Here is a 25,193-nt window from a genome sequence, read left to right as displayed (position 1 = left end):
TCGTTCACATGCTGCGGCACGGCGAGGTGCACAACCCGACGGGCGTCCTCTACGGCCGTCTGCCCGGTTACGGCCTTTCCGACCTGGGACGACGTCAGGCGCTGACGGTCGCGGAGCACCTGAAGGACCGCGACATCACGCACGTCGTGGCGTCGCCGTTACAGCGGGCGCAGGAGACGGCGCGGCCGATCGTCGACTCGCACCAGCTCGAACTGGCCACCGACGAGCGGCTGATCGAGTCGGACAACGTCTTCGAGGGCCAGAAGGTGTCGGTCGGCGCGGGGGCGCTGAGCTCGCCGAAGCACTGGCGGCACCTGACCAACCCGTTCCTGCCGTCCTGGGGTGAGCCGTATCTCCAGATCGCCCACCGCATGCTCGGCGCCGCGCACCGCGCCCGGGCGGCGGCCGTGGAGCACGAGGCGGTGTGCGTGTCGCACCAGCTGCCGATCTGGACGCTGCGGCGGTTCCTGGAGGGCAAGCGGATGTGGCACGACCCGCGCAACCGGGAGTGCTCGCTGGCGTCGCTGACCAGCTTGGAGTTCGACGACGAGCGGCTGGTCCGGATCGTCTACACCGAGCCCGCGGGCGCCACCGACCCGAAGGTGACCGGGGCATGAGGAAGCTTCTGCTCGCGGCTCTGCTGCTGGTGACCGGCTGCTCGACCGGGACGGACGCGGTCGTGCGGGGCACGGAGTTCGACTTCGTCGCCCCCGGCGGCCAGCTGGAGATCGCCTACGAGGGCGCGGATCGCAAGAAGCTGCCCGAGCTGACCGGCGAAAGCCTGCTCGAACCCGGCAAGCAGATCAAACTGTCCGACTACGCGGGCAAGGTCGTGCTGGTCAACATCTGGGGCGCGTGGTGCGGGCCGTGCCGGTCGGAGGCTCCTGAGCTGCAGAAGCTGTACGACGAGCGCAAGGACAAGGGCTTGCAGGTCCTCGGCGTCGACGTCCGTGACGACATCCGCAGCCAGCCCGAGGACTTCATGCGTGACCGCGGCCTCACCTACCCGTCGATCTACGACCCGGGCAGCCGCTCCCTGCTGGCCCTCAAGGGCTATCCCCGCAATGCCGTGCCGAGCACGATCATCCTGGACAAGCAGCACCGGGTGGCGCAGGTCTTCCTGATCGGCAAGCTGAAGTCGGATTTCGAGCCGATCGTCGACAAACTCCTGGCCGAACCCTCGTGAGTGTTTGTCAGGGTTAGAACACGGATAAACACTCACGAGGTGTGACCAGGGACCTAGGTCCTGGGTGCCGGTTCCTGGCGTGTCAAGACCCGTGCCTACCCTCTGATGTGTGAATCCGACTGAGATCGCGGCGTCGGGACCGCTGCTGCTGGCCAGCGGCTTGGCCCTGCTCGCCGGCATGATCTCATTCGCCTCGCCCTGCGTGGTCCCGCTGGTCCCCGGCTACCTGGCCTACCTGGCCGCGTTGGTCGGTGCGGACGCCCCGGCGGTCAACGCCGAGGAACAGGCCAAGCGTGGCCGGTACCGGGTGGTCGGCGCCGTCGGCCTGTTCGTGCTCGGGTTCACTGTCGTCTTCACGGCCACGGTCGGCAGCCTGGTGTGGCTGTCGGACCAGCTCATCGACAAGCAGGACATGCTGCAACGCGTCGGCGGCGTGGTGATGATCCTGATGGCGTTGGTCTTCGTCGGCCTGGTGCCGAAGTTGCAGCGCGACATCCGGATTCACAAACTGCCGCGGGGCGGCCTGGTCAGCGCCCCGATCCTGGGTGCGATCTTCGCCCTCGGCTGGACGCCGTGCATCGGCCCGACGCTCTCCGGCGTGCTCACCATCGCGGCGAGCACCGGCGAGTCGGCCGCACGCGGCATGCTGCTGGTGTTGATCTACTGTGCCGGGCTCGGTGTGCCGTTCCTGCTGATCGCGCTGGGGGCGCGGTGGGCCGTGCGGGCCACCGGCTGGCTGCGCCGCAACGGCCGCAAGGTGCAGATCTTCGGCGGCGTGCTGATGTTCGCGGTCGGCGTGCTGCTGATCACCGGGCTCTGGGGCGAGTTCATCGCGTGGATGCGCTACGCCTTCATCACCGACACGGGGCTGCCGCTGTGAGTAGCACAGTGGTTCCGTTCCTGCGCAACACCTGGCGCGGTCTGACGTCCATGCGGACCGCCCTGATCCTGCTGTTCCTGCTCGCGCTGGCGGCGCTGCCCGGCGCGTTGCTGCCGCAGCGGACGCTGAACGCCAACAAGGTCGCGGACTACATCGCCGAGCACGGCTGGTGGGGCCGGCTGCTCGACCGGCTGCAGTTCTTCAACGTCTACGCCAGCGTGTGGTTCTCGGCGATCTACATCCTGCTGATGATCTCCCTGGTCGGCTGCCTGCTGCCGCGGACCCTGGAGTACGCCAGGGCGCTGCGGACCAAGCCGGTGCTCACGCCGCGCAACCTCAGCCGGATGCCGCACCACAGCGAGTCCACTGTGGACAAGACGCCGGACGAGGTGATCGCCCAGGCCACCAGGGCGTTGTCCGGCTGGCGCAAGACCGAGCGGGAAGAGGAGAACGGCGCCCGCACGATCTCCGCCGAACGCGGCTACCTGCGCGAGACCGGCAACCTGGTCTTCCACTTCGCCATGCTCGGTCTGATCATCGCACTGGCGGTCGGCAAGCTCTTCGGCTACGAGGGCCAGGTGATCGTGAAGGCCGACGGCAGCCAGGAGTTCTGCAACTCCGGTGTGCTCGGTTACGACTCCTTCCAGCCCGGCCTGCGGGTCGACGGCACCGACCTGACGCCGTTCTGCCTGAAGGTCGCGTCGTTCGACGTGAACTTCCTGCCGACCGGCCAGCCGGACCTGTTCCGGGCGAACCTGGAGTACCAGTCGGAGAAGGACCTGGACACCGGGACGTGGCAGACCTACGGCCTGGAGGTCAACTCCCCGCTGCGCACCGACGGCGACCGCGTCTACCTGCTCGGCCACGGCTACGCGCCGGTGTTCACCGTGACCTTCCCCAACGGCGAGAAGCGCACGATGGACACCCAGTGGCGGCCGGTGGACCAGGTGACGTTCCTGTCCGAAGGGGCGACCAAGTTCGACCCGCCGGGCATCACGGACTCCGAGGAGCGGCGGACCAAGCAGATCGCGGTGACCGGGGTGTTCGCGCCGACCGCGCAGCTGCACGGGTCGCTGCTGAACTCCAGCTTCCCGGATCTGCGCGACCCGATGGTCGCGGTCGACGTGATGCGCGGTGATCTGGGCATCGACAACGGCCGCGGCCAGTCGATCTTCACGATCGACCAGAGCATGGTCGACGACGGCAGGCTGAAGCGGGTCGCGCGGGAGAACCTTTCCGTCGGCGGTGAGGTCAAGCTGGACGACGGCACGGTCGTCCGGTTCGACGGTGTGAAGCGCTGGGTCTACCTGCAGGTCTCGCACGACCCGGCGCAGGTGTGGGTGCTGGTGTTCGCGATCGCGATCATCCTGGGCATCGGGGCGTCGCTGATCATCAAGCGACGTCGGCTGTGGGTCCGTGTGGTGCCCGCGGCGGATGGCCGTACCGTGGTCGAGGTGGGCGGGCTCGCCCGCACTGACCAGGCCGGATACGGCGAGGAATTCGAACGGCTCTCGGGTGCGGTAACCGGAGGGAAGAACTGATGGTCAACGAGACCCTGGCCCGATTCGGTGACTGGACGTACGGCGCCACCGTCGTCGTCTACGTCTTCGCGATGGCGTTCGCCCTGATCGAGCAGGCGTTCGGCAAGGCCAAGCCGCGGCGTGCCGTGGCCCGCCAGCTCGCCACGGTCGGCGGTCCCAGTACCTCTGTCGAGGAAGTGCCCGCGGTGGAGGCACGGCCCGCGGAGCGGACCCGGTCGGAGCGGTTCGGGCGGATGGGCGCGGCGCTCATGGTGCTGGGCGCGTTGCTGCACTTCACCTCGCTCGTGTTGCGCGGACTGGCCGTCGGCCGCGTGCCGTGGGGCAACATGTACGAGTACATGTCCGCGGTGAGCCTGGTCGCCGTGGTCACGTGGATCGTGCTGATGAAGAAGTTCCCGGTCCGCCGGTTGTCCGCGTTCGTGCTGCTGCCGATCGTGATCCTGATGTTCCTCGGCGGCACCGTGCTGTACTCCGAGGCCGCGCCGCTGCAACCAGCGCTGCGCTCGTACTGGCTGATCGTGCACGTGGCCGCGGCGATCATCGCGTCCGGCCTGTTCCTGGTGCCCGGTGTGGCCAGTGTCCTGTACCTGATCCGCAATCGTTATGACCACGATCAGGCCAAGTTCGTCCGGCTCGGCGAGCGGTTGCCGGGTGCGGACGTGCTCGATCGGGTGGCCTATCGGACCACGATCATCGCCTTCCCGATCTTCACCTTCGGAGTCATCTGCGGCGGAATCTGGGCCGAGGCGGCGTGGGGACGCTTCTGGGGATGGGACCCGAAGGAGACCGTGGCCTTCGTCGCGTGGGTGATTTACGCGGCCTACCTGCACTCTCGCGCCACCGCGGGGTGGCGAGGCGGCAAGGCGGCGTGGATCAACATCCTCGGATTCGCCGCGACGGTCTTCAACCTGTTCTTCGTCAACCTGGTGACTGTCGGACTGCACTCGTACGCCAACGGATGACCCCGACGAACGGGTAACCCCCGTTCGACCTGCGCGCAGAGCTACGGCTACCGTCGATGTGATGGTCGAGGTGGTCTCGAACCATGAAGTTCCGTGCAGGGAGGGACCCCGGGGTGACTGGACGCTACGACGACTCCGCTCAGCGGCCCGAGGCCGGGTGGCAGCCGCCTAGCGGAGAAAACCCTCCGGCCGATCGGACCTCTGCTGACGAGACGGCCGCGGACCAGCCCGAGCTCTACGTCGAGCCGTCGACCGACTCGGCGCCGTACGCGCCTGCCGGCGACGCGAGCGAGTCCGGCCCGCACCAGGTGCCCGGCGGGTCCGGGCCGTACCACGTGCCGGGGGGTTCCGGTCCGTATTCGGTGCCACCGGGCGGGTCTGGCCCGCACCAGGTGCCGGGCGGCTCTGGTCCGTATTCGGTGCCACAGGGGGGATCCGGGCCGTATCAGGTGCCGGGAGGTTCTGGGCCGTACCAGGTTCCGCCGGGCGGCTCCGGTCCTTACCAAGTGCCACAGGGCGGTTCCGGGCCCTACCACGTCCCGCAGGGCGGTTCGGGACCGTATTCCGTGCCACCGCAGGGATACCAGTACCCGCAACAGCAGCCGTTCCCGCCGCAGCAGTACCAGCAGCCCGGTCACCCGGTGCCCTCGGAACTGTCCACCTCCCGTTTGATCAAGCAGGAGAAGAAGAGCCCGCAGTCGGGCTGGCGCAAGGCTGTCTACAAGGCGACCGGCCACCTGATCAACATGGGCGAGAGCCCGGAGGACGTGCACCGGCGCGAACTGATCGCGCGGGTCAGCCAGCCACTGCGGGGCTGCTACAAGATCGCGATGCTGAGCCTGAAGGGCGGCGTCGGCAAGACCACGGTCACCACCACGCTCGGCTCGACGTTCTCGTCGCTGCGCGGTGACCGCGTGATCGCCGTGGACGCCAACCCCGACCGTGGCACGCTCAGCCAGAAGATCCCGCTCGAGACCACGGCGACAGTCCGGCACTTGCTGCGCGACGCGAGCCGGGTGACGAAGTACAGCGACGTGCGCGCGTACACCTCACAGGGCCCGAGCAGGCTCGAAGTGCTTGCCAGTGAACAGGACCCGGCGGTGTCGGAGGCGTTCAGCGAGGACGACTACCGGCGTACGGTCGCGTTGCTGGAGCACTTCTACAACATCGTGCTGACCGACTGCGGCACCGGTTTGATGCACTCGGCCATGAAGGGCGTGCTGGACATCGCCGACTCGCTGGTCATCGTGTCGTCCGGTTCGGTCGACGGCGCACGCAGTGCGTCAGCCACGTTGGACTGGCTTGACGCGCACGGCTATCGCACCCTGGTCGCCAGGTCGGTCGCAGTGATCAACTCGGTGCGGCCCAAGTCCGGCTCGGTCGACCTGGACAAGCTGAGCGCGCACTTCGCGTCACGCTGCCGTGCGGTGTGCCGGATCCCGTTCGATCCGCACCTGGAAGAAGGTGCGGAGATCGAACTGGATCGGCTGCAGCACGCCACCAAGATGGCGTTGCTGGAGATGGCCGCCACCGTCGCCGACGACTTCGCCACCGAGCGGTAGGGGCATCGTTTCCACTCAGGCCGGCGGGTCCTCGCCGGCCTTCTTGTTGCGTTCGGTCAACCCGCGCAGGAACTCCGGGTCGTCGTCAGGGGCGATCACGCGTCGCTCGCGGCGTGTGGTCACGCCGGCTGACTGAGCTCCGAACGCTCGCCACAGAAGTACCGCGATGGTCAGTGCTCCGACCGCGGCGAGCAGATACAGCATGTCGCCACCTCCTTGAGTTTCCTCTCCGAGGTTAGCCCGTTTGCTCGTTCCGCGCCGCCGTCACATGCAGGCGATGGCTGAATGTGACGGACAGTGGTATCAGTCGTTATGGCTGGCTTCGGTGGTCAGCTCCGCCAGCAGCGCCTTCACCTCGGACTCGCGGAACCGGCGGTGCCCGCCCGGGGTGCGGATCGAGCCGATCCGGCCGGCGGTGGCCCAACGGGTGACCGTCTTCGGATCGACCCTGAACAGCGCGGCGACCTCACCAGGGGTCAGCAACCGCTCTCCGACATGACCGACGGTAGTGGTCACATCCGCCTCCTAACACGTTTTCCGGCGTATGGGTCGCATCGTGTCACTTCGCCCGTCGGGTACTCGAACGGCTAAGTAAAGGTAAAGAGGTAGTAAGGGGCAAAACGCCCACACTGGACATCACGTGCTCTGACCTGCGGAGACGTCGCCCGTCCGGCGCCTTCCGCGGCCGCTCTCGCGGCCTGCCGACGTGTTCGCCGCTCGCCGTCGCGGAAAAAAGTCGCTCGTCAGGCCGTGAGCCTGGTCACTCCCGGCTGCGGTTGCCGCTGGTCCTGACCGTGTGTGGGACTCCTTCACCAGACAAGCACAGTTCACGTCAGGACTGCACATTGCTTGGGCTTTACCTTCGGCGACCGTCCGCCGGCGGTGGTGGCACTGGTCGTAGGCTGCTGCGCGTGGACGACTTGGACCGCCGCATCATCAACGAGCTCAGGCTCAACGGCCGAGCCACGTACGCCGAGCTCGGCAGGCAGGTGGGGTTGTCCGCGTCGGCCGTGCACGAGCGGGTCGGCAAGCTGGAGTCCAGCGGCGTCATCACCGGCTACCACGCCACGGTCGACCCGAGCTCGATCGGGCTCGGCGTCACCGCGTTGGTCGGCATCCAGCCGTCGGACAACGCGGAGGACAACGAAGTCGCCGTCAAGCTGGGCGAACTGGTCGAGGTCGAGTCGTGCTGGGCGGTCGCGGGCGACGAGGCGTTCGTGGTGAAGGTCCGCGTCCCCACGGTCGACGAGCTCGAACGCACCCTCGGGCGGCTGCGCCGGATCGACGGCGTCGCCCGGACCCGGACCACCGTCGTGCTGTCCACCAGGTTCGAGGGGCGCCCGAACACCGCGACCGCCGAGTAGGCTTTGTGGCCGTGGAAGCGCATTTCGGCCGGGACCTCGCGTTGTACACGGCGGCGCGGATCGCGCTGGTCGCCGTGGTGACGGTGATCCTCGTGCTGGTCAAGATCCCCTTGCTCGTGGGGCTGGCTGTCGCCGTCGTGGTGGCGTTCCCGCTCAGCCTCGTGCTGTTCCGCGGCCTGAACCAGCGGGTCACCGCCGGGATGGCCGAACGCAACGAGTCCCGCCGCGCCGAGCGCGAACGGCTGCGTGCCGAACTGCGCGGCGACAAGGAGTCCTAGCTCTTTCGATTCCCGGGGACCGGCGTTCGTGGAGTGGACATGAAATACATGCTGCTGTTGCACGAACCGGACACCGACTGGACCGCGGTGGGCCAGGAAGAGCTGGACAAGGCGCTCGCCGAGCACGCCGAGTTCGTCCAGTACCTCGCCGCACGCGGCCGCCCCTTCTCCGGAGAGGCGTTGCGGCCCTCCTGCACGGCCACGACGCTGCGCCCGAAAGGCGATGACATCATCGTCACCGACGGCCCGTTCGTCGAACTGAAAGAGCACATAGGCGGCTTCTACGTGATCGAGGCCGACACCCTCGACGAGGCGATCGAAGTGGCGAAGCACGTGCCGATCGGCTCGGGGGTGGAGATCCGGCCGATCTGGGACGCATGAGCCTCGAAGCGGCCGTGGCGCAGGCGCATCGGCGTGAGTGGGCCGCTGTGCTCGCCGCGACGATGCGCCTGACCCGTGACTTCGAAGCGGCCGAGGACGCCGTCCAGGAGGCGTTCGAGGCCGCGATGGTCGCGTGGCGGCGTGACGGAGTGCCGCCCAACCCAGGCGGCTGGCTCACCACAACCGCCAAACGCAAGGCGTTGGACCGGATGCGCCGCGCGGACGCGTTGGCTCGCAGGCTGCCGTTGCTCGTCGTCCCCGACGACGATCCTGAGGTCATCCAGGACCACCGGCTGCGGTTGATCTTCATGTGCTGTCACCCGGCGTTGGCGATGAACGCCCGTGTGGCGCTGACCCTGCGCCTGGTGTGCGGGCTGCCGACGAGTGAGATCGCGCACCTTTTCCTGGTGCCGCAGCCGACCATGGCCGCGCGGCTGACCACGGCCAAGAAGAAGATCCGGTCGGCCGGAATCCCGTTCCACGTGCCCGACGACCTCACCGCCCGGCTGCCCGCGGTGCTCGCCGTCGTGTACCTGGTCTACACGGCCGGTTCCGCCGACCGGGCGGTGGAACTGGCGCACTTGGTGGCGTCACTGCTGCCCGAGCCGGAGGTTCTCGGCCTGCTGGCGTTGATCCGGCTCAACGAGGCGCGTGCGGCGGCCCGGTTCTCATCCGACGGCAAGCCGGTCCCTTTGGCCGCACAGGATCGTTCGCGGTGGGACCGTTCCGCGATCGCGGCGGCGCTTCCCCTGGTGAGGAAGGCCTTGCGCGGCGGCGGGCCGTACGCGTTGCAGGCCGCGATCGCCGCCGTGCACGCCGAAGCGCCGGCCTACGCGGACACCGACTGGCCGCAAATCCTTGCCCTGTACGACGAACTGGTCACGGTGTACCCGTCGCCCACCGCGGCGCTGGGCCGTGCCGTCGCCCTGTCCGAAGTCCACGGCGCCGCAGCGGGTTTGGCCGAGGCCGACCGGCTTTCCGCTGAGCTGGGCCATTACTACCTGTTGCCTGCCGCTCGCGCCGAGTTCCTGCGCGCCCTGGGACGGTGCGATGAGGCGGCCGAAGCCGACCGGCTGGCCGCGGACCTCGCGCCGACCACGGCGGAAGCCGAGTTCTTCCGTGCGCGTGCTGTCGATTCGCCAACGCGGCCATGATCAGTCAGGCTGGGCAGGGTGTTGTGGCGAATTGTCCTGTCTGTTGCCGTGGCGACCGCGGCCGCACTGCTGGCGGGCTGGCTGACAGGGTTCGTGGTTCGCTTCGTGGCGCGACGCCGCTACCGGCGGACTCTGACCCGGCTGCATGAGAACTGTCACAAGCCGTTCGTCGCCGTGCTCGTGGTCGCGGCCAACTACATCGTGCTGTTCGAGATCGAAAACCGTGTTGTCGACGGAATCCGGCACGCGCTTCTGCTCGCGTTGATCGCGGTCTCCGCGTGGCTGGTGATCCGCGTGCTCTACGTGGTCGAGGATTTCGCTCTGCAACGCCTGAACGTGGACGTCCCGGACAACCGCCGGATCAGACGGCTGCGCACGCAGGTGGCCCTGATCCGGCGGCTGACCGGCGCGGCGATCACGGTCATCGCGATCGCCTCGATGTTCATGACCTTCACCCAGCTGCGGACCCTCGGGGCGTCGCTGCTGGCCTCGGCCGGGATCGTCGGTGTGATCGCCGGTCTCGCCGCGCAGACGACCCTGACGAACGTGTTCGCCGGCATGCAGCTGGCGCTGACGGACTCCCTGCGTTACGACGATGTCGTTGTGGTGGAAGGCGAATGGGGCCGCATCGAGGAGATGACCCTGACGTATGTCGTGGTGCACCTGTGGGATGAGCGCAGACTGGTCCTGCCGACGACGTACTTCACCAAGACCCCGTTCCAGAACTGGACACGGCACGAGACCCGCGTGCTCGGCGCCGTGCAACTGCACCTGGACTACCGGGCGCCTGTCGAGGAGTTGCGCGCCGAGGCCAGACGCGTCGTCGAGGACTCCGAGTTGTGGGATCGCCGCGAATGGGTGCTGCAGGTCGTCGACTCCACGCCGTGGACGATGGTCGTCCGCGTGCTCGCCTCCGCGGCGGACGCGCCGAGCGCGTGGGACCTGCGCTGTGAGATCCGAGAGAAGCTCATCACGTACATGCGCGACAACTACCCGGAGTTCCTGCCGGGAGGTACCAGGAGCGCGGTCGACACGGGGTGACCAATGGCGGGTGGTCGCCGGTTTGAGCAGCGCTTACTGTGCATTCCGTGACCACAGTCGATCGATGTTGTGAGACCACCCGGGAGTGGGTGTGCGAAGCGGTGCGGATCATCGAGGCGGACGCCAACCGCAGCGCGGACACCCACCTGCTGACGTTCCCGCTGCCCGTCGAGTGGGGTGTGCGGCTCTACCTGAAGGACGAGTCGACGCATCCCACCGGCTCGCTCAAGCACCGGCTGGCGCGGTCGTTGTTCCTCTACGCGCTGTGCAACGGCTGGATCACCGAGGGCACACCGGTGATCGAGGCCTCGTCGGGGTCGACGGCGGTGTCCGAGGCGTACTTCGCCCGGCTGCTCGACCTGCCGTTCATCGCGGTCATGCCCGCGTCGACCAGTACCGAGAAGGTCGCGTTGATCGAGCGCCAGGGTGGCCGGTGCCACTTCGTCGACGAGCCGGGCGCGATCTACACCGAGTCACGGCGGCTGGCGGCCGAGTTGAACGGCCACTTCATGGACCAGTTCACGCACGCCGAGCGGGCCACGGACTGGCGGGGCAACAACAACATCGCCGAGTCGATGTTCGAGCAGATGGCCCTGGAGCCGCATCCCGAACCGGCCTGGGTGGTCGTCGGCGCCGGAACGGGCGGTACGAGCGCGACGATCGGCCGTTACCTCAGGTACCGGTCGATGCGCACGCACCTGGCCGTGGTCGATCCCGAGCAGTCGGTGTTCTTCGACGCGTGGCGCGACACCTTGCCGGAGCTGACCGGATGCCGCGGGTCACGGATCGAGGGCATCGGCCGGCCGCGGGTCGAGCCGTCGTTCGTCGGGCAGGTCATCGACCGGATGATCAAGGTGCCGGACGCCGCCTCGATCGCCGCGATCCGTTACGTCGAACCGATCCTGGGCCGCCGGGTCGGCGGGTCGACCGGGACGAACCTGTGGGGTGCGTTCGAGATCATCTCCGAGATGGTGGCGGCGGGTAAGGAAGGCAGCGTGGTCACGTTGTTGTGCGACGGCGGCGAGCGCTACGGGCACACGTACTACGACGATGCCTGGGTCACCGCGAACGGCCTCGATCTCGAACCCCACCACCGGGTGCTGGCCGACTTCTTCGAAACCGGCCGCTGGCCGTCATGACACGATCGCGGCGACCGTGGTCGCGACCGCCCACACCAGCATGGCCAGCCCGGTGTCCCTGAGCACCGGGATCAGCGCCGGACCGGTTGCTCCACTGTAGACGGTCCGGACGCTCGGCGAGACCTGGATCGCGGCGAACAGGCCGAGCAGGAACCACGGGCTGACCAGGAACGTCAGCGTGAACGTGACCACGAAGGGCGCCAGCGCGAGCAGGCTGTAGAACGTGCGGGCGCCCTGGTCGCCGAGGCGCACGGCCATCGTGTGCTTGCCGGATTCCTTGTCCGTGGGCAGGTCACGCAGGTTGTTGACGGCCAGCACGGCGGCGGAGAAGCAGCCGAGCGCGACCGACGCGACCACGCCGAACCAGCTGATCCGTCCGGTTTGGACGTACATGGTGCCGAGCACCGGGACCGGGCCGAAGAACAGGAACACCGCCAGTTCGCCCAGACCCAAGTAGCCGTACGGGTTCTTGCCGCCCGTGTAGTACCAGGCGCCCAGCAGGCAGACCAGGCCGACGGCGATCAGCCACCACTGGCCGCTGGAGATGACCAGGCCGAGCCCGGCCAGGCAGGCGATCCCGAAGCACACCAACGCGGCCGTGAGCACCGCTTTGGGTGGCACGAGGCCGGAACCGACCAGGCGTAGCGGGCCGACGCGTTCGGCGTCCGTGCCGCGGATGCCGTCCGAGTAGTCGTTGGCGTAGTTCACGCCGACCTGGAACGCCAGCGCCACGACCAAGGCGAGAACCGCCTGCCACCACACGAACCCGTCGATCGCCACCGCCGCGCCGGCGCCGACCAGCACCGGCGAGATCGAGTTGGGCAACGTGCGGACTCGTGCGCCCGCCATCCACTGCGCGACTGTCGCCATGCTGACAGTGTGGCAACTCAGCAGGTGGTGGCGCCGCTCACCCCTGGGACGAGCGCCTCGCCCGCGCGGCGCCACCGGCGCCGGCGTGCGAACCGTCTCATTGGGACAGATAGTGCCGTACCGCGGCCCGATCCACCTTTCCGGGACCGCGCAGCGGCATCCGGTCGATCGTTTTCACCACTTTCGGGACCGCCGGCGCGCCCAGCTCGGCCCGGACGTGGGCACGCAGCTCGTCGTGGCCGGCTTCGCCGACCACGGCCGCGGCCACGATCTGGCCCCACTCGGGGTGGTCGAGGCCGACCACACACGCCGCTTCGACGTACCGCTCCAGCAGCCGCTCGACCGCGTTGGCCGGGACCTTCACCCCGCCGGTGTTGATCACGTCGTCGGCCCGGCCGAGGATCTCCAGCCTGCCGTCGACGAACCGGCCGAGGTCGGACGTCACGAACCAGCCGTCGACGAAGCTCTCGGCGGTGAGGTCCGGCCGGTTGCGGTATCCCCGCGCGAGCGTGGGCCCGGAGATCGCCACCCGGTCGCCTACGAGCTTCACCGCGACGCCGTCCAGCGGCACGCCGTCGTACACGCAACCGCTTGCGGTCTCGCTCATCCCGTACGCCGAGACCAGCGGCACGCCTTCCGCCGCGGCCCTCAGCTCGGCGGACAGCGGAGCGCCGCCCATGACGATCCCGTCCAACGCTCGGAGCGCTTCCAGGGCTTGCGGCACGGCCACGATCCGGGCCAGCTGGGTCGGTACCAAAGCGGTGTAGTGCCTGCCTGGCGTCCGCAGCACCTCGGCGACCGCGGCCACGAAATCCGGCACCCGGAAGCCCTCATCAAGGTGCAGCTGGACCGGCGGCTCCCCGGCCAGAAGCGATCTGACCAGCACCTGGATGCCGCCGACGTACCGCGCGGGCGTCGCCAGCACCCAGCGTCCCGGGCCGCCGAGCCGCTTGTGCGTCGCCTCCGCGGAGGCCAGCAAGGCACTCGCCGGCAGCAGCACGCCTTTCGGCTCTCCGGTCGAGCCCGAGGTCGCCACCACCACGGCCGTGGGGTCGTCCGGAGAGTCCTCGCCGGGCCCGAACGGACCCGCCAGGGTCTCGGGACCGCCCGGCAGCAGCGCCGGACCCGAACCGTCCAGCGCGGCGGGCAGGCGGTCGTAGACCTCGGCGGGCGAGACCGCGACGATCGTCCTCATCAGTAGTAGTACGGGAAGGCCGACCAGTCGGGCGAACGCTTCTGCAGGAACGCGTCCCGGCCTTCCACCGCCTCCTCGGTCATGTACGCCAGCCTGGTCGTCTCGCCCGCGAACAGCTGCTGACCGACCAGGCCGTCGTCGATCAGGTTGAACGCGTACTTGAGCATCCGCTGCGCGGTCGGGGACTTGCCGTTGATCTCCTTGGCCCACTCCAGCGCGGTCTTCTCCAGCTCCGCGTGCGGCACGACCGCGTTCACGGCGCCCATCTGGTGCATCTGCCCGGCGGTGTAGGTACGGCCGAGGAAGAAGATCTCCCTGGCGAACTTCTGGCCGACCTGCCTGGCCAGGTACGCCGAGCCGTACCCGCCGTCGAAGCTGCCGACGTCCGCGTCGGTCTGCTTGAACCGGGCGTGCTCCTCGCTGGCGAGTGTGAGATCGCACACCACGTGCAGGCTGTGCCCGCCGCCCGCGGCCCAGCCGGGGACCACGCAGATGACCACCTTCGGCATGAACCGGATCAGCCGCTGGCACTCCAGGATGTGCAGCCTGCCCGCACGCGCCGGGTCGATGGTGTCGGACGTCTCGCCGTGCGCGTACTGGTAGCCCGTACGGCCACGAATCCGCTGGTCACCGCCGGAACAGAAGGCCCAGCCGCCGTCCTTGGGCGACGGCCCGTTGCCGGTCAGCAGCACGCAGCCGACGTCCGAGCTCATCCTGGCGTGGTCAAGAGCCTTGTACAGCTCGTCGACGGTGTGCGGCCGGAAGGCGTTGCGCACCTCGGGACGGTTGAATGCGATGCGCACAGTCCCCTGGTCCACCGCGCGGTGGTACGTGATGTCGGTGAAGTCGAAACCGGGCACTTCACGCCACGCGGTCGGGTCGAACAGCTCCGAAACAACGGTGTCAGACACGTTTGCGAGGATAGGCATGTGAACCCGTCGACTGCGCAGGCCATGGTCATCGCTGACGAGCTGGCGCGCAACGACGTGCGGCATGTGGTCGTCTGCCCCGGATCCCGCAACGCGCCGCTCAGCATGGCCCTGGTCGACGCGGCGGCCGAGGGCAAGCTGCGGCTGCATGTGCGGGTGGACGAGCGCAGCGCCGGATTCCTGGCGATGGGCCTGGCCGTGGCGACCGGCAGGCCCGCCGCGGTCGTCTGCACGTCCGGAACCGCGGTCGCCAACCTGCACCCGGCGGTGCTCGAGTCGTACCACGCGGGCGTCGGCCTGATCGTGATCAGCGCGGACCGCCCGCCGGAGCTGCACGGCAGCGGCGCGAACCAGACCATCGACCAGCGCAACCTGTTCGCCCCGGCGGCGATCCTGGTCGACTTCCCGGTGGCCGAGCGGCGCACCGGGCAGAACCCGGTCTGGCGTGGCCTGGTGTGCCGCGCGGTCGCGCAGGCCGAGTCAGGGCGTCCGGTGCAGATCAACGTGCCGTTCCGTGAGCCTTTGGTGCCGACTTTCGGGCCGGCCTGGCCGGAGGAGCTGACGGGCAGGCCGGGTTACGAGCGCTGGACGACGTCCGCGCCGCCGCGCTCGGTCGCGAGCAGCCGGGTGGACTTCCCGCTGCCCGCGCGCACGCTGATGGTGGTCGGCAGCGGCCGGCCGGACCGCGCCGCGGCCGCGTGCGAGGTGGCGACCCGGGCCGGGTGGCCGATCATCGCCGAGCCGGTGGCGACCACCGGCGGTGCGAGTGTGCTGCGCTGTGGCCCGTTGTTGCTCGCATCCCTTGACAAGGCTGAGGATCTGCGGCCGGACGCGGTTGTTGTCGTTGGCAGGCCGACGTTGTCGCGCGGGGTGCGTGGCCTGATGGGCCGGGCGCCGGTGTACGGGATCGGCGATCATCCACAGTGGACTGATCCGCAGTACGTCGCGATCCACGTCCGGGGCTGGCTCGACACAACGGATCTCTCGCACGTGCAGGGCCACGATCCGGAGTGGCTGACGGCGTGGCGGACGGCCGCGGAGCGTGCTTCGACCGCGGTCGACAAGCTCCTCGAAGAGGACGAGTGGCCGTCCGGGCTCCGGGTGGCGCGGGACGTGGTCGCCGCTTTGCCTTCCGGCGCGATGCTTTTCCTCGGTTCGTCCAATCCGGTCCGGGACGTCGACCTGGTCGCCGAGACCCGGACCGACCTGGCGATCCACGCCAACCGGGGCGTGGCGGGCATCGACGGGAACGTGTCCGCCGCGATCGGAGTCACGCTCGGTGAGCCCGATCGCCCCGGGTACGCACTGCTCGGCGACCTGACGTTCCTGCACGATTCCAACGGTCTGCTGATCGGGCCGGACGAGGCCCGGCCGGACCTGACGATCGTGGTGCTCAACGACGACGGCGGCGGAATCTTCTCCTTGCTGGAACAGGGAGCCGCCGAACACAAGAACAGTTTCGAGCGGGTGTTCGGCACCCCGCACGGCACCGATCTGGCCGCATTGTGCGCGGGATATCGCGTGCCGCATGTGGTGGCCGAATCGCCGGAACAATTGCGCGAGGCACTGCGGCCCCGGCCTGGTTTGCGAGTCGTCGAAATCCGGGCCGATCGCGCACGGTTGCGGGACCTGCACGCTCGGCTGCGGACCGCTGTTTCGGATGCCGCGTTCGGCTGATCCCGCTTGCTGGAATAGCCACTTTGGTGGGTATTCGTGCCCTTGCATACGTGGCTAGGTTGCAGAGACGTTTCGCTGAACCTTGGAGGGGGCACCGAAATGCTTCTGCGATCGAGAGTGGCGGTCGCCGCGACCGCGGCCGGACTTGCCACGGTCTTGTTCGGATCGACCGCCAGCGCCGTGCCCGCGCCGGGTGCGCCTGGCGTCGGCGATCCCTATTACCCCAATGACGGAAACGGCGGTTACGACGTTTCCCACTACAACATCAGGATCACCTACAACCCCGCGACCGATTTGCTGACCGGGACGACCACCATCCTGGCCCGCAGCACCCAGGAGTTGTCCAGCCTCAACCTCGACCTGCTGCTGCCGATCAAGTCGGTGCGGGTCAACAACTTCCTGTCCCGGTCGACCGCGAACACCGGTGAGGTCACCGTCACGCCGCCGAGGCCGATCGGTGCCAACCAGAACCTCACCATCGTGGTGCAGTACGAGGGCAAACCGTCCACAGTGAACGACGCCAAGGGCGCCAACTACTGGAAGAAGACCCCGGACGGCGCGCTCGCGGTGGACGAGCCGCACATCGCGAAGTGGTGGTACCCGAGCAGCGACCACCCGACCGACAAGGCCACCTTCGACGTGTCCGTCGTTGTGCCGCAAGGCGTCGAGGCGTTGTCCAACGGCACCTTCGCCGGCACCCAGCAGACGCTCAACGGCTGGATCCGGTGGAACTGGCGGACCGTCTCGCAGCAGGCGACGTACCTGGCCTTCCTCGCGGTCGGCCAGTACGAGATCCGCAGCAGCTCGGCGCCCAACGGGCAACCGGTGATCAGCGCCTACGGTGACGACCTCGGCGCCAACGGTCCGGCCGCCCGCGCGAGCGTCGAACGCACGCCCGAGGTGACCGAGTTCCTGGAGACCCAGTTCGGCCCGTACCCGTTCGAAGCCCAGGGCGGCGTCGTGTCCACGGGTATCGGCTTCGCACTGGAGACCCAGACCCGCCCGGTGTACAGCACCGCGTTCTTCCCGCGTGGCGCCAACACCAGCGTGGTCGCGCACGAGATGGCACACCAGTGGTTCGGCGACTCGGTGTCGGTCCGCAACTGGCGTGACATCTGGCTGAACGAGGGCTTCGCCCGGTATGCCGAGTGGCTGTGGGCGGAGAACCAGGCGGAAGGCACGGCGGCGGAGATCGCCCAGTACTACTACGACCGCCGCCCGGCGGAGGACCCGTTCTGGCAGGTCGTCGTCGGCGATCCGGGAGCAGGCAACGAGTTCAACATCGCGGTGTACGACCGCGGCGCGCTCGCCGTGCACGCGTTCCGTAACGCCGTCGGCGACGAGGCCTTCTTCGAGACCTTGCAGACCTGGCAGGCGACGAAGAAGAACGGCAACGGCAAGATCGAGGAGTTCATCGCGCTGGCCGAGCGGATCTCCGGCAAGCCGCTGTTCGCCCTGTTCCAGACCTGGCTGTTCACCCCGGGCAAGCCGGCTCCGGAGGACCTCGGCAACGCGGCGGCCCATTCGGCGGGAGTGGCCGGTGTGGCCGCGCCGCCGAAGGCGATCGAGAAGCTCGACCTGACCCGTGACGTCCTGGCCCGCACCGGCCACGCGGGCCACTCCCACGGCCACGATCACGCGGGCCACTCGCACGGGGACGGTCACGGCCACTGAGCCGTCCCGGAAAGTCGATGGATCACTGACCGCCGGGCCGAGCAGCGCGTGGAGCGCTTCTCGGCCCGGCTGTCGTGGTGGCTGGCTGGTGCCGCGCTGCCGGGCCTGTGCGGGGAATTTCGGGGTGCCGGAAAGGGAACTTCGGGGTGCTGGAAGGGGGATTTCGGGGTGCTGGAGTGGTGGACACGGGTCTGCTGGTGGCGGGCGGGTTCCTGCCGGACCGCGGGAAGGCCGCACGACCGCGCGCGGTGCCTCGGTACAGTGCGGGCGTGGCAGTGGGTAGAGCGGCGCGGGTCCGGCAGATCGCCGCGATCGCGTTGGTGTCGATCGGTGCGACCGTGACGCTGCTCGCCGTTGTGCTGGTGATCGGTGCGTACCGCGAGGACGCCGGATTGAACTCGCGCGCGGTCCGGACCACGGCCGAGGTGCTGTCGGTGTCCTTCGACCGCACGCTCGTGCGCTACCAGACGCCTGACGGTGCCGACCACATTCCGCCGGACGGGGTCGGGTATCCGGCCGGACTCCAGAAGGGCCAGCTGGTCGAGGTCGAGTACGACGCCGCCAAACCCGACCTGGTCAAGGTCGCGGGCCGCGGTGCCTACCTGTCGTTGATGCCCGCGGGCACGCTGATCCTGTTCCTGTGGTTGGTGATCGGGCCCATCCTGTGGTGGATGAAGCGCTACGGCCCGCTGTTCAGACCGTCGCCGTCTCCTGCCACCAGCTGAGCACCTCGTCGGACACCCCGGGCGCCGCGACCAGCAGGCCGTCCACCGGCAACGCGGTGTCCTCGCCGTGCCGGTCGAGCACGGACGCTCCCGCCTCGATCGCCAACGCGACCGCACCGGCCACGTCCCACTCGTGGTAGCTGTGCAGCACGGCAGCCGCCGCGTGACCCAAGGCGACCTGGGCTATCGCCAGGGCGGCCGAGCCCAGCACCCGGACGCCCGCGTGGGCCTGTGCGGCTCGCTCGATGAACCCGCCCATCCCCGGCCATGGGCCGGTCCTGGTCAGCTCGGTGCAGACGATCGAGCCCGCCGTGGAGAAGCGGTCGGTCAGCGAGATCTGCACTCCGTTGGCCCGGGCACCCCGGCCACGCGCGGCCGCGTAGATCTGCCCGCGGTACGGATCCGCCACGACTCCCACCACCGGACCCGCGGCGTCCACCAACGCCAGGCTGTAGGCGCACCACGGCACGCCCGCGACGTAGTTGGCCGTTCCGTCCACCGGGTCGACCACCCACCGGTACTCGGCCTGGTCCGAGCCGATGTCGGGGCCGAACTCCTGGCCGACCACCGGCATCCCGGGGAACTCCGCGGTCAGCACCCGGCGGGTGTGCCGTTCGAGGGTTCGATCGGTGTCGGTGACCCAGTCGAACGGTGAGTCCTTCCCGCCGGGGCGGGCGCCGCGGCCCGCGGTCGCGGTGATCACGTCGGTGGCGTCGTTGGCCAGCCGGCCGGCTACTTCCAGTGCCCGTGACAGCAGTCCCGGCTCTACTGGCCTGGGCGGGCGCGACGACAAGAGGGTCATGCCGACCTAGAGTGACCGCGCCGGGTGTCCGCCATGCGACCGGGAGATGACCAGCGAAGGATCGCGAGACCACACGTTGGAAGTTTCGGCTTCGTTCCCCGGCACGTCATGCGGCTGTCGCCCCAGTGCTCGGATGCCCGATCATCGTGAGGTCCGTGCGAGTCGCCATCGTCACCGAGAGCTTTCTGCCGCAGGTGAACGGCGTGACGAACTCCGTTCTCCGCGTTGTCGAGTACCTGCGTGACCACGGTCACGAGGCGCTCGTGGTCGCGCCTGGCCCGGGGCCGGACAGCTACCTGCACGCGCCGGTCGTGCGGACCCGTGCGGTGGACGTCCCGGTCGTCACCTCCCTGCCGATCGGCCTGCCAGGGCCGCGGATCACCACCGCCCTGCTGGATTTCGAGCCCGACGTCGTCCACCTGGCTTCGCCGTTCGTGCTCGGCGCGGGCGGACTACGGGCGGCACGCCTGCTCGGCGTGCCGACGGTCGCGGTCTACCAGACCGACGTGGCCGGATTCGCCGCGTCCTACGGCCTGGCCAGAGGCGCCGCCGTGGCCTGGCGCTGGATCCGCAGGCTGCACACCTTCGCCGACCGGACCCTGGCGCCCTCGACCGACGCCGTGCGCTCGTTGGTCGAGCACGGCATTCCCCGGGTGCACCGCTGGGGCCGTGGCGTGGACACGAACCTGTTCACCCCGCGCCGCCGGAACGACGACCTCCGCCGTGAGCTCGCGCCCCACGGCGAGCTGCTCGTCGGCTACGTCGGCCGCCTGGCCCCGGAGAAACAGGTCGCCCGGCTGGCCGCGTTGAACGACATGCCCGGCGTGCGGGTGGTGGTCGTCGGCGACGGCCCGGACACCGACAACCTGCGGTCCCTGCTGCCCGGAGCGGCCTTCCTCGGGTTCAGGACGGGGGTGCCGCTCGCCGAGGCGTACGCCAGCCTGGACGTGTTCGTGCACACCGGCCCGCACGAGACGTTCTGCCAGGCCGTCCAGGAGGCGATGGCCTCCGGTGTGCCCGTGCTCGCCCCGGACTCGGGCGGGCCCCGTGACCTGGTCGACCACGGCAAGACCGGGTACCTCCTCCGTGACATGGCTGGGGAACTGCGACCGGCTGTGGCCGAACTGCTCGACCCGGGACTGCGGGTCCGCCTGGCCACGGCGGGCCGTCGCGCCGTGCAAGGCCGTACGTGGACGGCTGTCTGCGACGAACTCATGGGCCACTACACGGCGGTGACCCACCTGGCTCAGGCGGCGTGATGCGGGTTGTCCAGCTCGCGAACTTCTACGGCCCGAAGTCCGGCGGGCTGCGCACGGCCCTGCACCACCTGGGCGCCGGATACCGCGCGCAGGGCCATGAAGTGATCCTGGTCGTCCCCGGCACGCGGTTCGCCGACGAGCCGATGCCCAACGGTGTCCGTCGCATCACGTTGCCCGCTCCGCGAATCCCCGGCACCGGTGGCTACCGCGCGGTGGACCCGTGGCGCGTCCGCGCGCTGCTGACCCGGCTGGAACCCGACCGGTTGGAGGTGTCCGACCGGCTGACACTTCGCGGCATGGGCCGGTGGGCCCGGAGCAACGGCGTGCCGAGCGTGGTCATCTCCCACGAACGCCTTGACCGTCTGCTGGAACAGTTCCTCCTTCCTCGGCGCTGGGCGCGCGGCGCCGCCGACATCGCCAACCGCCGGATGGCGGCGTACTACGACACCGTGGTGTGCACGACCGCGTTCGCCCGCGAGGAGTTCGACCGGATCGGCGTCACCAACATCCGCCGGGTCCCGCTCGGTGTCGACCTGTCCACTTTCACCCCGGCACGGCGATCTCCGGCACTGCGCCAGGACCTCGCCGCGGGCGCGGAGACCTTGCTGATCCACTGTGGACGGCTCTCGCCGGAGAAGCACGTGGAGCGCAGCGTGGACACGCTGGCGCAGTTGCACTCCGAGGGGCACAGCGCACGGTTGGTCGTCGCGGGCGACGGTCCCAGCATGAGTTCGTTGCGGCGCCGGGCAACGGGCCTGCCCGTGACATTCCTGGGATTCGTGCAGTCCCGCACGGATGTCGCCCAACTGCTCGCCACGGCGGACGTCTCACTGGCGCCCGGCCCGCATGAGACGTTCGGGCTCGCGGCCCTCGAAGCGCTCGCGTCGGGAACTCCGGTGGTGGTCTCGGCATCGTCGGCTCTCCGGGAAATCGTCCGGCCCGGCTGTGGCGCCGCGGTGGACGACCACGCGGACGCGTTCGCCGACGCGGTCGAGGACCTGCTCGCCGCGCCGGAGTCGGGGCGGCGTGAGGCGGCCCGTGCGCGGGCGGAGGAGTTCAGTTGGCCCTCGTCGGTGGAAGGCATGCTGAAGGCGCTCAGCCTGGACCAGCGGTGACCGTGCCCGAACGGGCAGGACTACGGGCGGACATCGCTGCGTGACGACGCTCGTTCCCCAGGTGAGACGGTGTTTCCGGGTGGCCGTGTCCCGATCGGTGGGTGTTGGCCGCGATGGCTCGGCGATTACCGTACGTCGATGACCACGCCTTGGGTTGAGGGCACCGATGTTGGTCGCCCACAGCGGGAAACAGCCCAGCATGCCCATCATGCCCGGCCGGAATCGGCGTCGGTGCTCGCCTCGGCGGGTAACGCGGCCGTAGGCCGGCTACTGCAAGGCGCGGCCAATACGCCGTATGTTCCGCCGCAGTTCGTCCAGCGGCTCACAGTGCAGCGCGACCCCGGGCAGTACACGCCAGCCGATCCGTCGGCCCAGGTGTGTGCGCCCGAAGACGCCCGCCTGAACTCCTCGGACCCCGAGGTGAACGGCCGGACGGTCACCGAGGTCGCGACGAACCTGGGCGGTCGCGTCCTTCGCTACCGCCGGTCGATCGACCGGTTCAAGGGCTTCAGTGTCGCGACTCAGCAGGATGAGCGGGACTGGTATGCCAATCTCGGCCTGATGGGCGGGTTCATCGACTGGTTCAACACGGCTCCCCGTACCGACCCGGCTCGCTGGCAGCAGGTGATCGAGCGTTGGGACTCGACGGCCGCCCAGTTCGACACCGCGCTGGCTCATCCGATCACCGCGCAGTCGATCGGGGAAGGCGGGCGACTGTCCTCAGCCGCCATGTCGGCGTTCGACGAGGTGTCCCGGCTCGACAGCCAGTACCGCGCCGAATACTCCGCCTATCTGGAGGGTTTCAGCCACTCCGCCGAGGGCGTCGTCGCGGTCTCCACCACCGTCCGGGACATCGCCTTCGCCGCCGCGGTCGGTATCGCCGTCGTCGTGGCGGCGCCGGTCGTCGCCGGAGCGCTCACCACAGCCGGCGCGGGCACGCTGCTCACCTACGGCGGCACGGCTGTGGCGATGGGAGGGTTGGGCGCGGGCATCGAAGGTTCCGGACAGGTGATCGCGACCTTCGGCGCACAGGCCAGTATGGCGCTGGCCGATCTGGTCAGGGGCAGTGAGCGTGCGGCCGACAACTTCGATGTCGCCCAGCTTGGGCAGGCCGGCTGGGAGGGAATGCGGCGTGGCTTCGTCGACGGCGTGCTCGCGTTCGCCGGTGCGCAGGCGGAACGCCTGGTCGCCAGTCACGTGGGGCAGTACGTGCGTGCCATGCTCGGGCCGGCCAACTCCGGCCTGATGTCGCTGGTCATCCGCAGGTCGCTGACCAGGGCGATTTCCGGTGGTGCGACGGGGTCGGTGATCGGTGCCCTGCAGGCCGGGCTGATGGCGGCGATCAACGGTCAGGACATCGCCGGGATCACGGCCGCGATGGAACGCGGTTTCGCGGTGGGCGCGGCGGCCGGGACGGCCCTGGGCGCGGCCGGCGGTGCCATCGAAGCGAGAGCCGCACACCAGCTCCGCCAGGCCGTCCTGCCCGACCTGCGCGCCGCCACGCAAACCGGCGACCCGGCCGGGTCCGAGCGACTGTTCCAGGACCTGCAGCAACAGCTGGCGGCCAACCCGGGCGTGGGCAGCAACGACGAGCTGGCACGCGTGATGCCTGACGTGTGGCGGGCACTGCGGGACCCTGATCAGATCGCCAACGCGCTCGCCGACGTCTGGCTGGAGGAGCACCTGCTCGGGCTGATGGCGCCGCGAGATGCCGCGAGCCGCTACGGCCAGGCCGCGATGGTGCTCTCCCGCCGCGCCGGTGCGCCGGTGCGGATTCTCGGGCCGAACGAGTCGTTCGGTGTCCAGGAGTTCTACGACCAGGTCGTGCTCACCGGCGACCGGTTCCTGGATCTGGCGGTGCTCAAGCTGTCCCCGGCGCACGGGGCTTCCACGCACATGATCCAGGACCTCGTTGTGGACCGTGTCCTGCGCGGGTCCGGGATGCGTGCCGAACAACTCCGTGCACTGTTCAGCGGTGCGCAGGGCACGGGCGGCCGGCCCATCGGCAACGACATCTGGATGACGGTGTACGACTCATTGACCGGCGGTCTCAACGAGCCGGAGGTGGTGTACCCGATCATGGCGCGGGGCCTGGGCGGGCTCCAGTGAAGCCGTAGCCGTACCTGGATGCACGGTGGTGTCCGAGCAGGACACGGTCGTCCGTGGAATTCAGGTTTTGCGGACCGCTCCGGTGAATCCGGCGATGAAGAGGGTGGCGAAGGCCCAGGCGAGCAGGCGCAGTGTCCATCCGGTGATGGTGAGGATGTGGCCCGGGGTGGTGTTGGTGGTGTCGCAGCGCGTGCGGGTGCCGGTGGTGAGCAGCGGTGTGCCCAGGTCGAGGCCGACGCCGACGTGCTCGACCCAGGTACAGGGCACTGGTGTCGCGGTCGGTGGGGTGCGGGTTTGGGCGAGTGCCCCGTAGGTGCCGCCGAGGATGACGGCGGCCACGACCGCAGCGGCCAGGACGGCGGCGAGGGCGATGAGGGCGCGCCAGGGTTTGTAGCCGTAGCCGAGGAGCAGGCCGGTGAGGCGTGCCCACATGCGTGTGGTGCGTCCGGTGAGGGCGTGTCGGCGGATTTGGTCTTGGCGTTGGGCGATGAGGACGTGGCGCGCTTCGCGGTCGTGGCCTGCGGCGCGGTGCGCGGCGGCGAGGTGTTGGTAGGGCTGGGCGGCGTAGTCGACGGTGTCGTGTCGCAGCAGCGCCAGCCACTGGTCGGGTGTGACTCCCTGGGGGAGGCCGGTGTACGTCAGGCCGTCGAGGCGGAGCTTGTGGTGCGGGTGGGTGCGGTGCTCCAGGCTGTTCGGGCTGACGAACAGGACACCACCGATGTGTGTGTCGCTGAGGTGGAGCACGACGTCGTCGCCGGACGCGGTGGCCTGGAAGTCGTTGCCGAGGAACATGCTCTGGTCAACCCGGAGGCGATCAGCGTTGAGGGCGGGCCCGGAGTCGTTGACCAACCGCGCAGTCTCGCAGTCCAACATGCCGAGGTGCGCGCCGATCAGTCGTACCGCACCCAATTCGCTCGACCCGGTGGCCTGGAATCCGCCGCGGAGATACATGCCGTGGTCGACCTGGAGGTTGTCCGCGTGCAAGGCGGGGCCGGAGTCGTTGACCAGCCGTGCACCTGAACAATCGAGTTGTCCGCCGAGGTGCGCGCCGATCAGTCGTACCGCACCCAATTCGCTCGACCCGGTGGCCTGGAATCCGCCGCGGAGATACATGCCGTGGTCGACCCGGAGGTTGTCGGCGTGCAGGGCGGGGCCGGAGTCGTTGACCAACCGTGCAGTGTCGCAGTCCAACACGGCGATGTGTGCGCTGAGCAGTCGTACCGCGGCCAGGTCACTCGATGCGATGGCCTGGAACCCGTTGTTGAGAAACATGCCGTGGCCGACCTGGAGACTGTCGGCGTCCAGGGCGGGGCCGGAGTCGTTGACCAGCCGTGCACCTGAACAATCGAG

The 25,193-nt window shown here is 69.2% G+C and carries 24 protein-coding genes and 1 pseudogene; 18 read left to right on the top strand and 7 right to left on the bottom strand.

Annotated elements, in window-relative coordinates; translation table 11 throughout:
* Positions 1-8: 8 nt before the first annotated feature.
* The 6 genes from GC106_RS30755 to GC106_RS30730 all read left to right on the top strand — a co-directional run bounded on the left by GC106_RS30755 (position 9) and on the right by GC106_RS30730 (position 6,131).
* Positions 9-617 (top strand): histidine phosphatase family protein, encoded by a 609-nt coding sequence (locus GC106_RS30755; RefSeq protein ID WP_173137890.1) that lies wholly within the window; start codon positions 9-11, stop codon positions 615-617.
* The gene (locus GC106_RS30750; RefSeq protein WP_173137889.1) at positions 614-1,186 is read left to right on the top strand and encodes a TlpA disulfide reductase family protein; all 573 of its coding nucleotides are present in this window, start codon (positions 614-616) and stop codon (positions 1,184-1,186) included. The genes GC106_RS30755 and GC106_RS30750 overlap by 4 nt, the downstream gene beginning before the upstream one ends.
* Positions 1,187-1,295: 109 nt before the next feature.
* Complete coding sequence (locus GC106_RS30745; protein ID WP_312872994.1) at positions 1,296-2,066, top strand: cytochrome c biogenesis CcdA family protein; 771 nt, start codon at positions 1,296-1,298, stop codon at positions 2,064-2,066.
* A gap of 50 nt (positions 2,067-2,116) precedes the next feature.
* The gene (resB, locus tag GC106_RS30740; protein WP_173138141.1) at positions 2,117-3,607 is read left to right on the top strand and encodes a cytochrome c biogenesis protein ResB; all 1,491 of its coding nucleotides are present in this window, start codon (positions 2,117-2,119) and stop codon (positions 3,605-3,607) included.
* The gene (ccsB, locus tag GC106_RS30735) at positions 3,604-4,569 is read left to right on the top strand and encodes a c-type cytochrome biogenesis protein CcsB (RefSeq protein ID WP_173138139.1); all 966 of its coding nucleotides are present in this window, start codon (positions 3,604-3,606) and stop codon (positions 4,567-4,569) included. Before resB ends, ccsB begins: the two co-directional genes overlap by 4 nt.
* Before the next feature lie 113 nt (positions 4,570-4,682).
* Positions 4,683-6,131: a MinD/ParA family ATP-binding protein gene (locus tag GC106_RS30730; RefSeq protein WP_312872993.1), complete on the top strand. Its 1,449-nt coding sequence runs from the start codon at positions 4,683-4,685 to the stop codon at positions 6,129-6,131.
* A gap of 15 nt (positions 6,132-6,146) precedes the next feature.
* Here GC106_RS30730 and GC106_RS30725 read toward each other — a convergent pair whose 3' ends face one another.
* Positions 6,147-6,335: a hypothetical protein gene (locus tag GC106_RS30725; protein ID WP_173137885.1), complete on the bottom strand. Its 189-nt coding sequence runs from the start codon at positions 6,333-6,335 to the stop codon at positions 6,147-6,149.
* 99 nt (positions 6,336-6,434) lie between these two features.
* The gene (locus GC106_RS30720) at positions 6,435-6,647 is read right to left on the bottom strand and encodes a BldC family transcriptional regulator (RefSeq protein ID WP_173137883.1); all 213 of its coding nucleotides are present in this window, start codon (positions 6,645-6,647) and stop codon (positions 6,435-6,437) included.
* A gap of 395 nt (positions 6,648-7,042) precedes the next feature.
* On the opposite strand from GC106_RS30720, the gene GC106_RS30715 reads away from it, so the two are divergent.
* From GC106_RS30715 to cds1, 6 genes are read left to right on the top strand one after another with little or no spacing between them, the layout of a single operon-like run.
* Complete coding sequence (locus GC106_RS30715; protein WP_173137881.1) at positions 7,043-7,495, top strand: Lrp/AsnC family transcriptional regulator; 453 nt, start codon at positions 7,043-7,045, stop codon at positions 7,493-7,495.
* Positions 7,496-7,506: 11 nt separating this feature from the next.
* The gene (locus tag GC106_RS30710; protein ID WP_173137879.1) at positions 7,507-7,773 is read left to right on the top strand and encodes a DUF4229 domain-containing protein; all 267 of its coding nucleotides are present in this window, start codon (positions 7,507-7,509) and stop codon (positions 7,771-7,773) included.
* A gap of 39 nt (positions 7,774-7,812) precedes the next feature.
* Positions 7,813-8,154 carry a YciI family protein gene (locus GC106_RS30705; RefSeq protein WP_173137877.1) on the top strand — a complete coding sequence of 114 codons (342 nt, stop codon included), beginning with the start codon at positions 7,813-7,815 and terminating at the stop codon, positions 8,152-8,154.
* Positions 8,151-9,308 carry an RNA polymerase sigma factor gene (locus GC106_RS30700; protein WP_173137875.1) on the top strand — a complete coding sequence of 386 codons (1,158 nt, stop codon included), beginning with the start codon at positions 8,151-8,153 and terminating at the stop codon, positions 9,306-9,308. The genes GC106_RS30705 and GC106_RS30700 overlap by 4 nt, the downstream gene beginning before the upstream one ends.
* Positions 9,309-9,326: 18 nt before the next feature.
* Positions 9,327-10,349 (top strand): mechanosensitive ion channel family protein, encoded by a 1,023-nt coding sequence (locus tag GC106_RS30695; RefSeq protein WP_217281203.1) that lies wholly within the window; start codon positions 9,327-9,329, stop codon positions 10,347-10,349.
* Positions 10,350-10,396: 47 nt separating this feature from the next.
* Complete coding sequence (gene cds1 / locus GC106_RS30690) at positions 10,397-11,488, top strand: L-cysteine desulfhydrase Cds1 (protein ID WP_173137873.1); 1,092 nt, start codon at positions 10,397-10,399, stop codon at positions 11,486-11,488.
* Here the strand turns inward: cds1 and GC106_RS30685 are convergent.
* From GC106_RS30685 to GC106_RS30675, 3 genes are all read right to left on the bottom strand, one after another.
* Positions 11,483-12,358, bottom strand: a complete 876-nt coding sequence (locus GC106_RS30685; RefSeq protein ID WP_173137871.1) for a 1,4-dihydroxy-2-naphthoate polyprenyltransferase — start codon at positions 12,356-12,358, stop codon at positions 11,483-11,485. The two genes, cds1 and GC106_RS30685, sit on opposite strands and share 6 nt — an antisense overlap.
* Before the next feature lie 97 nt (positions 12,359-12,455).
* Positions 12,456-13,553 carry an o-succinylbenzoate--CoA ligase gene (menE, locus tag GC106_RS30680; protein WP_173137869.1) on the bottom strand — a complete coding sequence of 366 codons (1,098 nt, stop codon included), beginning with the start codon at positions 13,551-13,553 and terminating at the stop codon, positions 12,456-12,458.
* Entirely contained in the window at positions 13,553-14,464 is a 912-nt protein-coding gene (locus GC106_RS30675) for a 1,4-dihydroxy-2-naphthoyl-CoA synthase (RefSeq protein WP_173137867.1), read from the bottom strand. Before GC106_RS30675 ends, menE begins: the two co-directional genes overlap by 1 nt.
* A gap of 18 nt (positions 14,465-14,482) precedes the next feature.
* Here GC106_RS30675 and menD point away from each other — a divergent pair, with 18 nt between their 5' ends.
* The 3 genes from menD to GC106_RS30660 all read left to right on the top strand — a co-directional run bounded on the left by menD (position 14,483) and on the right by GC106_RS30660 (position 18,558).
* The gene (gene menD, locus GC106_RS30670) at positions 14,483-16,159 is read left to right on the top strand and encodes a 2-succinyl-5-enolpyruvyl-6-hydroxy-3-cyclohexene-1-carboxylic-acid synthase (RefSeq protein ID WP_173137865.1); all 1,677 of its coding nucleotides are present in this window, start codon (positions 14,483-14,485) and stop codon (positions 16,157-16,159) included.
* Positions 16,160-16,258: 99 nt separating this feature from the next.
* Positions 16,259-17,833 carry a M1 family metallopeptidase gene (locus GC106_RS30665; protein WP_173137863.1) on the top strand — a complete coding sequence of 525 codons (1,575 nt, stop codon included), beginning with the start codon at positions 16,259-16,261 and terminating at the stop codon, positions 17,831-17,833.
* A gap of 269 nt (positions 17,834-18,102) precedes the next feature.
* The gene (locus GC106_RS30660; RefSeq protein WP_173137861.1) at positions 18,103-18,558 is read left to right on the top strand and encodes a DUF3592 domain-containing protein; all 456 of its coding nucleotides are present in this window, start codon (positions 18,103-18,105) and stop codon (positions 18,556-18,558) included.
* On the opposite strand, the gene GC106_RS30655 is transcribed toward GC106_RS30660, so the two are convergent.
* Positions 18,527-19,360, bottom strand: a complete 834-nt coding sequence (locus GC106_RS30655) for an inositol monophosphatase family protein (protein ID WP_173137859.1) — start codon at positions 19,358-19,360, stop codon at positions 18,527-18,529. The genes GC106_RS30660 and GC106_RS30655 overlap by 32 nt on opposite strands.
* Positions 19,361-19,515: 155 nt before the next feature.
* Here GC106_RS30655 and GC106_RS30650 point away from each other — a divergent pair, with 155 nt between their 5' ends.
* The 3 genes from GC106_RS30650 (at position 19,516) to GC106_RS30640 (ending at position 23,843) form a co-directional block, all read left to right on the top strand.
* On the top strand, positions 19,516-20,619 hold the full coding sequence (locus GC106_RS30650; protein WP_312872991.1) for a glycosyltransferase family 4 protein: 1,104 nt from the start codon (positions 19,516-19,518) through the stop codon (positions 20,617-20,619).
* Positions 20,619-21,734 (top strand): glycosyltransferase, encoded by a 1,116-nt coding sequence (locus GC106_RS30645; protein ID WP_173137855.1) that lies wholly within the window; start codon positions 20,619-20,621, stop codon positions 21,732-21,734. Before GC106_RS30650 ends, GC106_RS30645 begins: the two co-directional genes overlap by 1 nt.
* Before the next feature lie 138 nt (positions 21,735-21,872).
* The gene (locus tag GC106_RS30640) at positions 21,873-23,843 is read left to right on the top strand and encodes a hypothetical protein (protein WP_173137853.1); all 1,971 of its coding nucleotides are present in this window, start codon (positions 21,873-21,875) and stop codon (positions 23,841-23,843) included.
* A gap of 60 nt (positions 23,844-23,903) precedes the next feature.
* On the opposite strand, the pseudogene GC106_RS30635 reads toward GC106_RS30640, so the two are convergent.
* A pseudogene (locus GC106_RS30635) lies at positions 23,904-25,193 on the bottom strand (hypothetical protein); the annotation flags it as partial.

Origin of the sequence: Kibdelosporangium persicum (assembly GCF_013280595.1) — a bacterium.
Taxonomy (GTDB): domain Bacteria; phylum Actinomycetota; class Actinomycetes; order Mycobacteriales; family Pseudonocardiaceae; genus Kibdelosporangium; species Kibdelosporangium persicum.
Note: the sequence above shows the minus strand (reverse complement) of the source record. Positions and strands in the feature narration are given on the sequence as shown.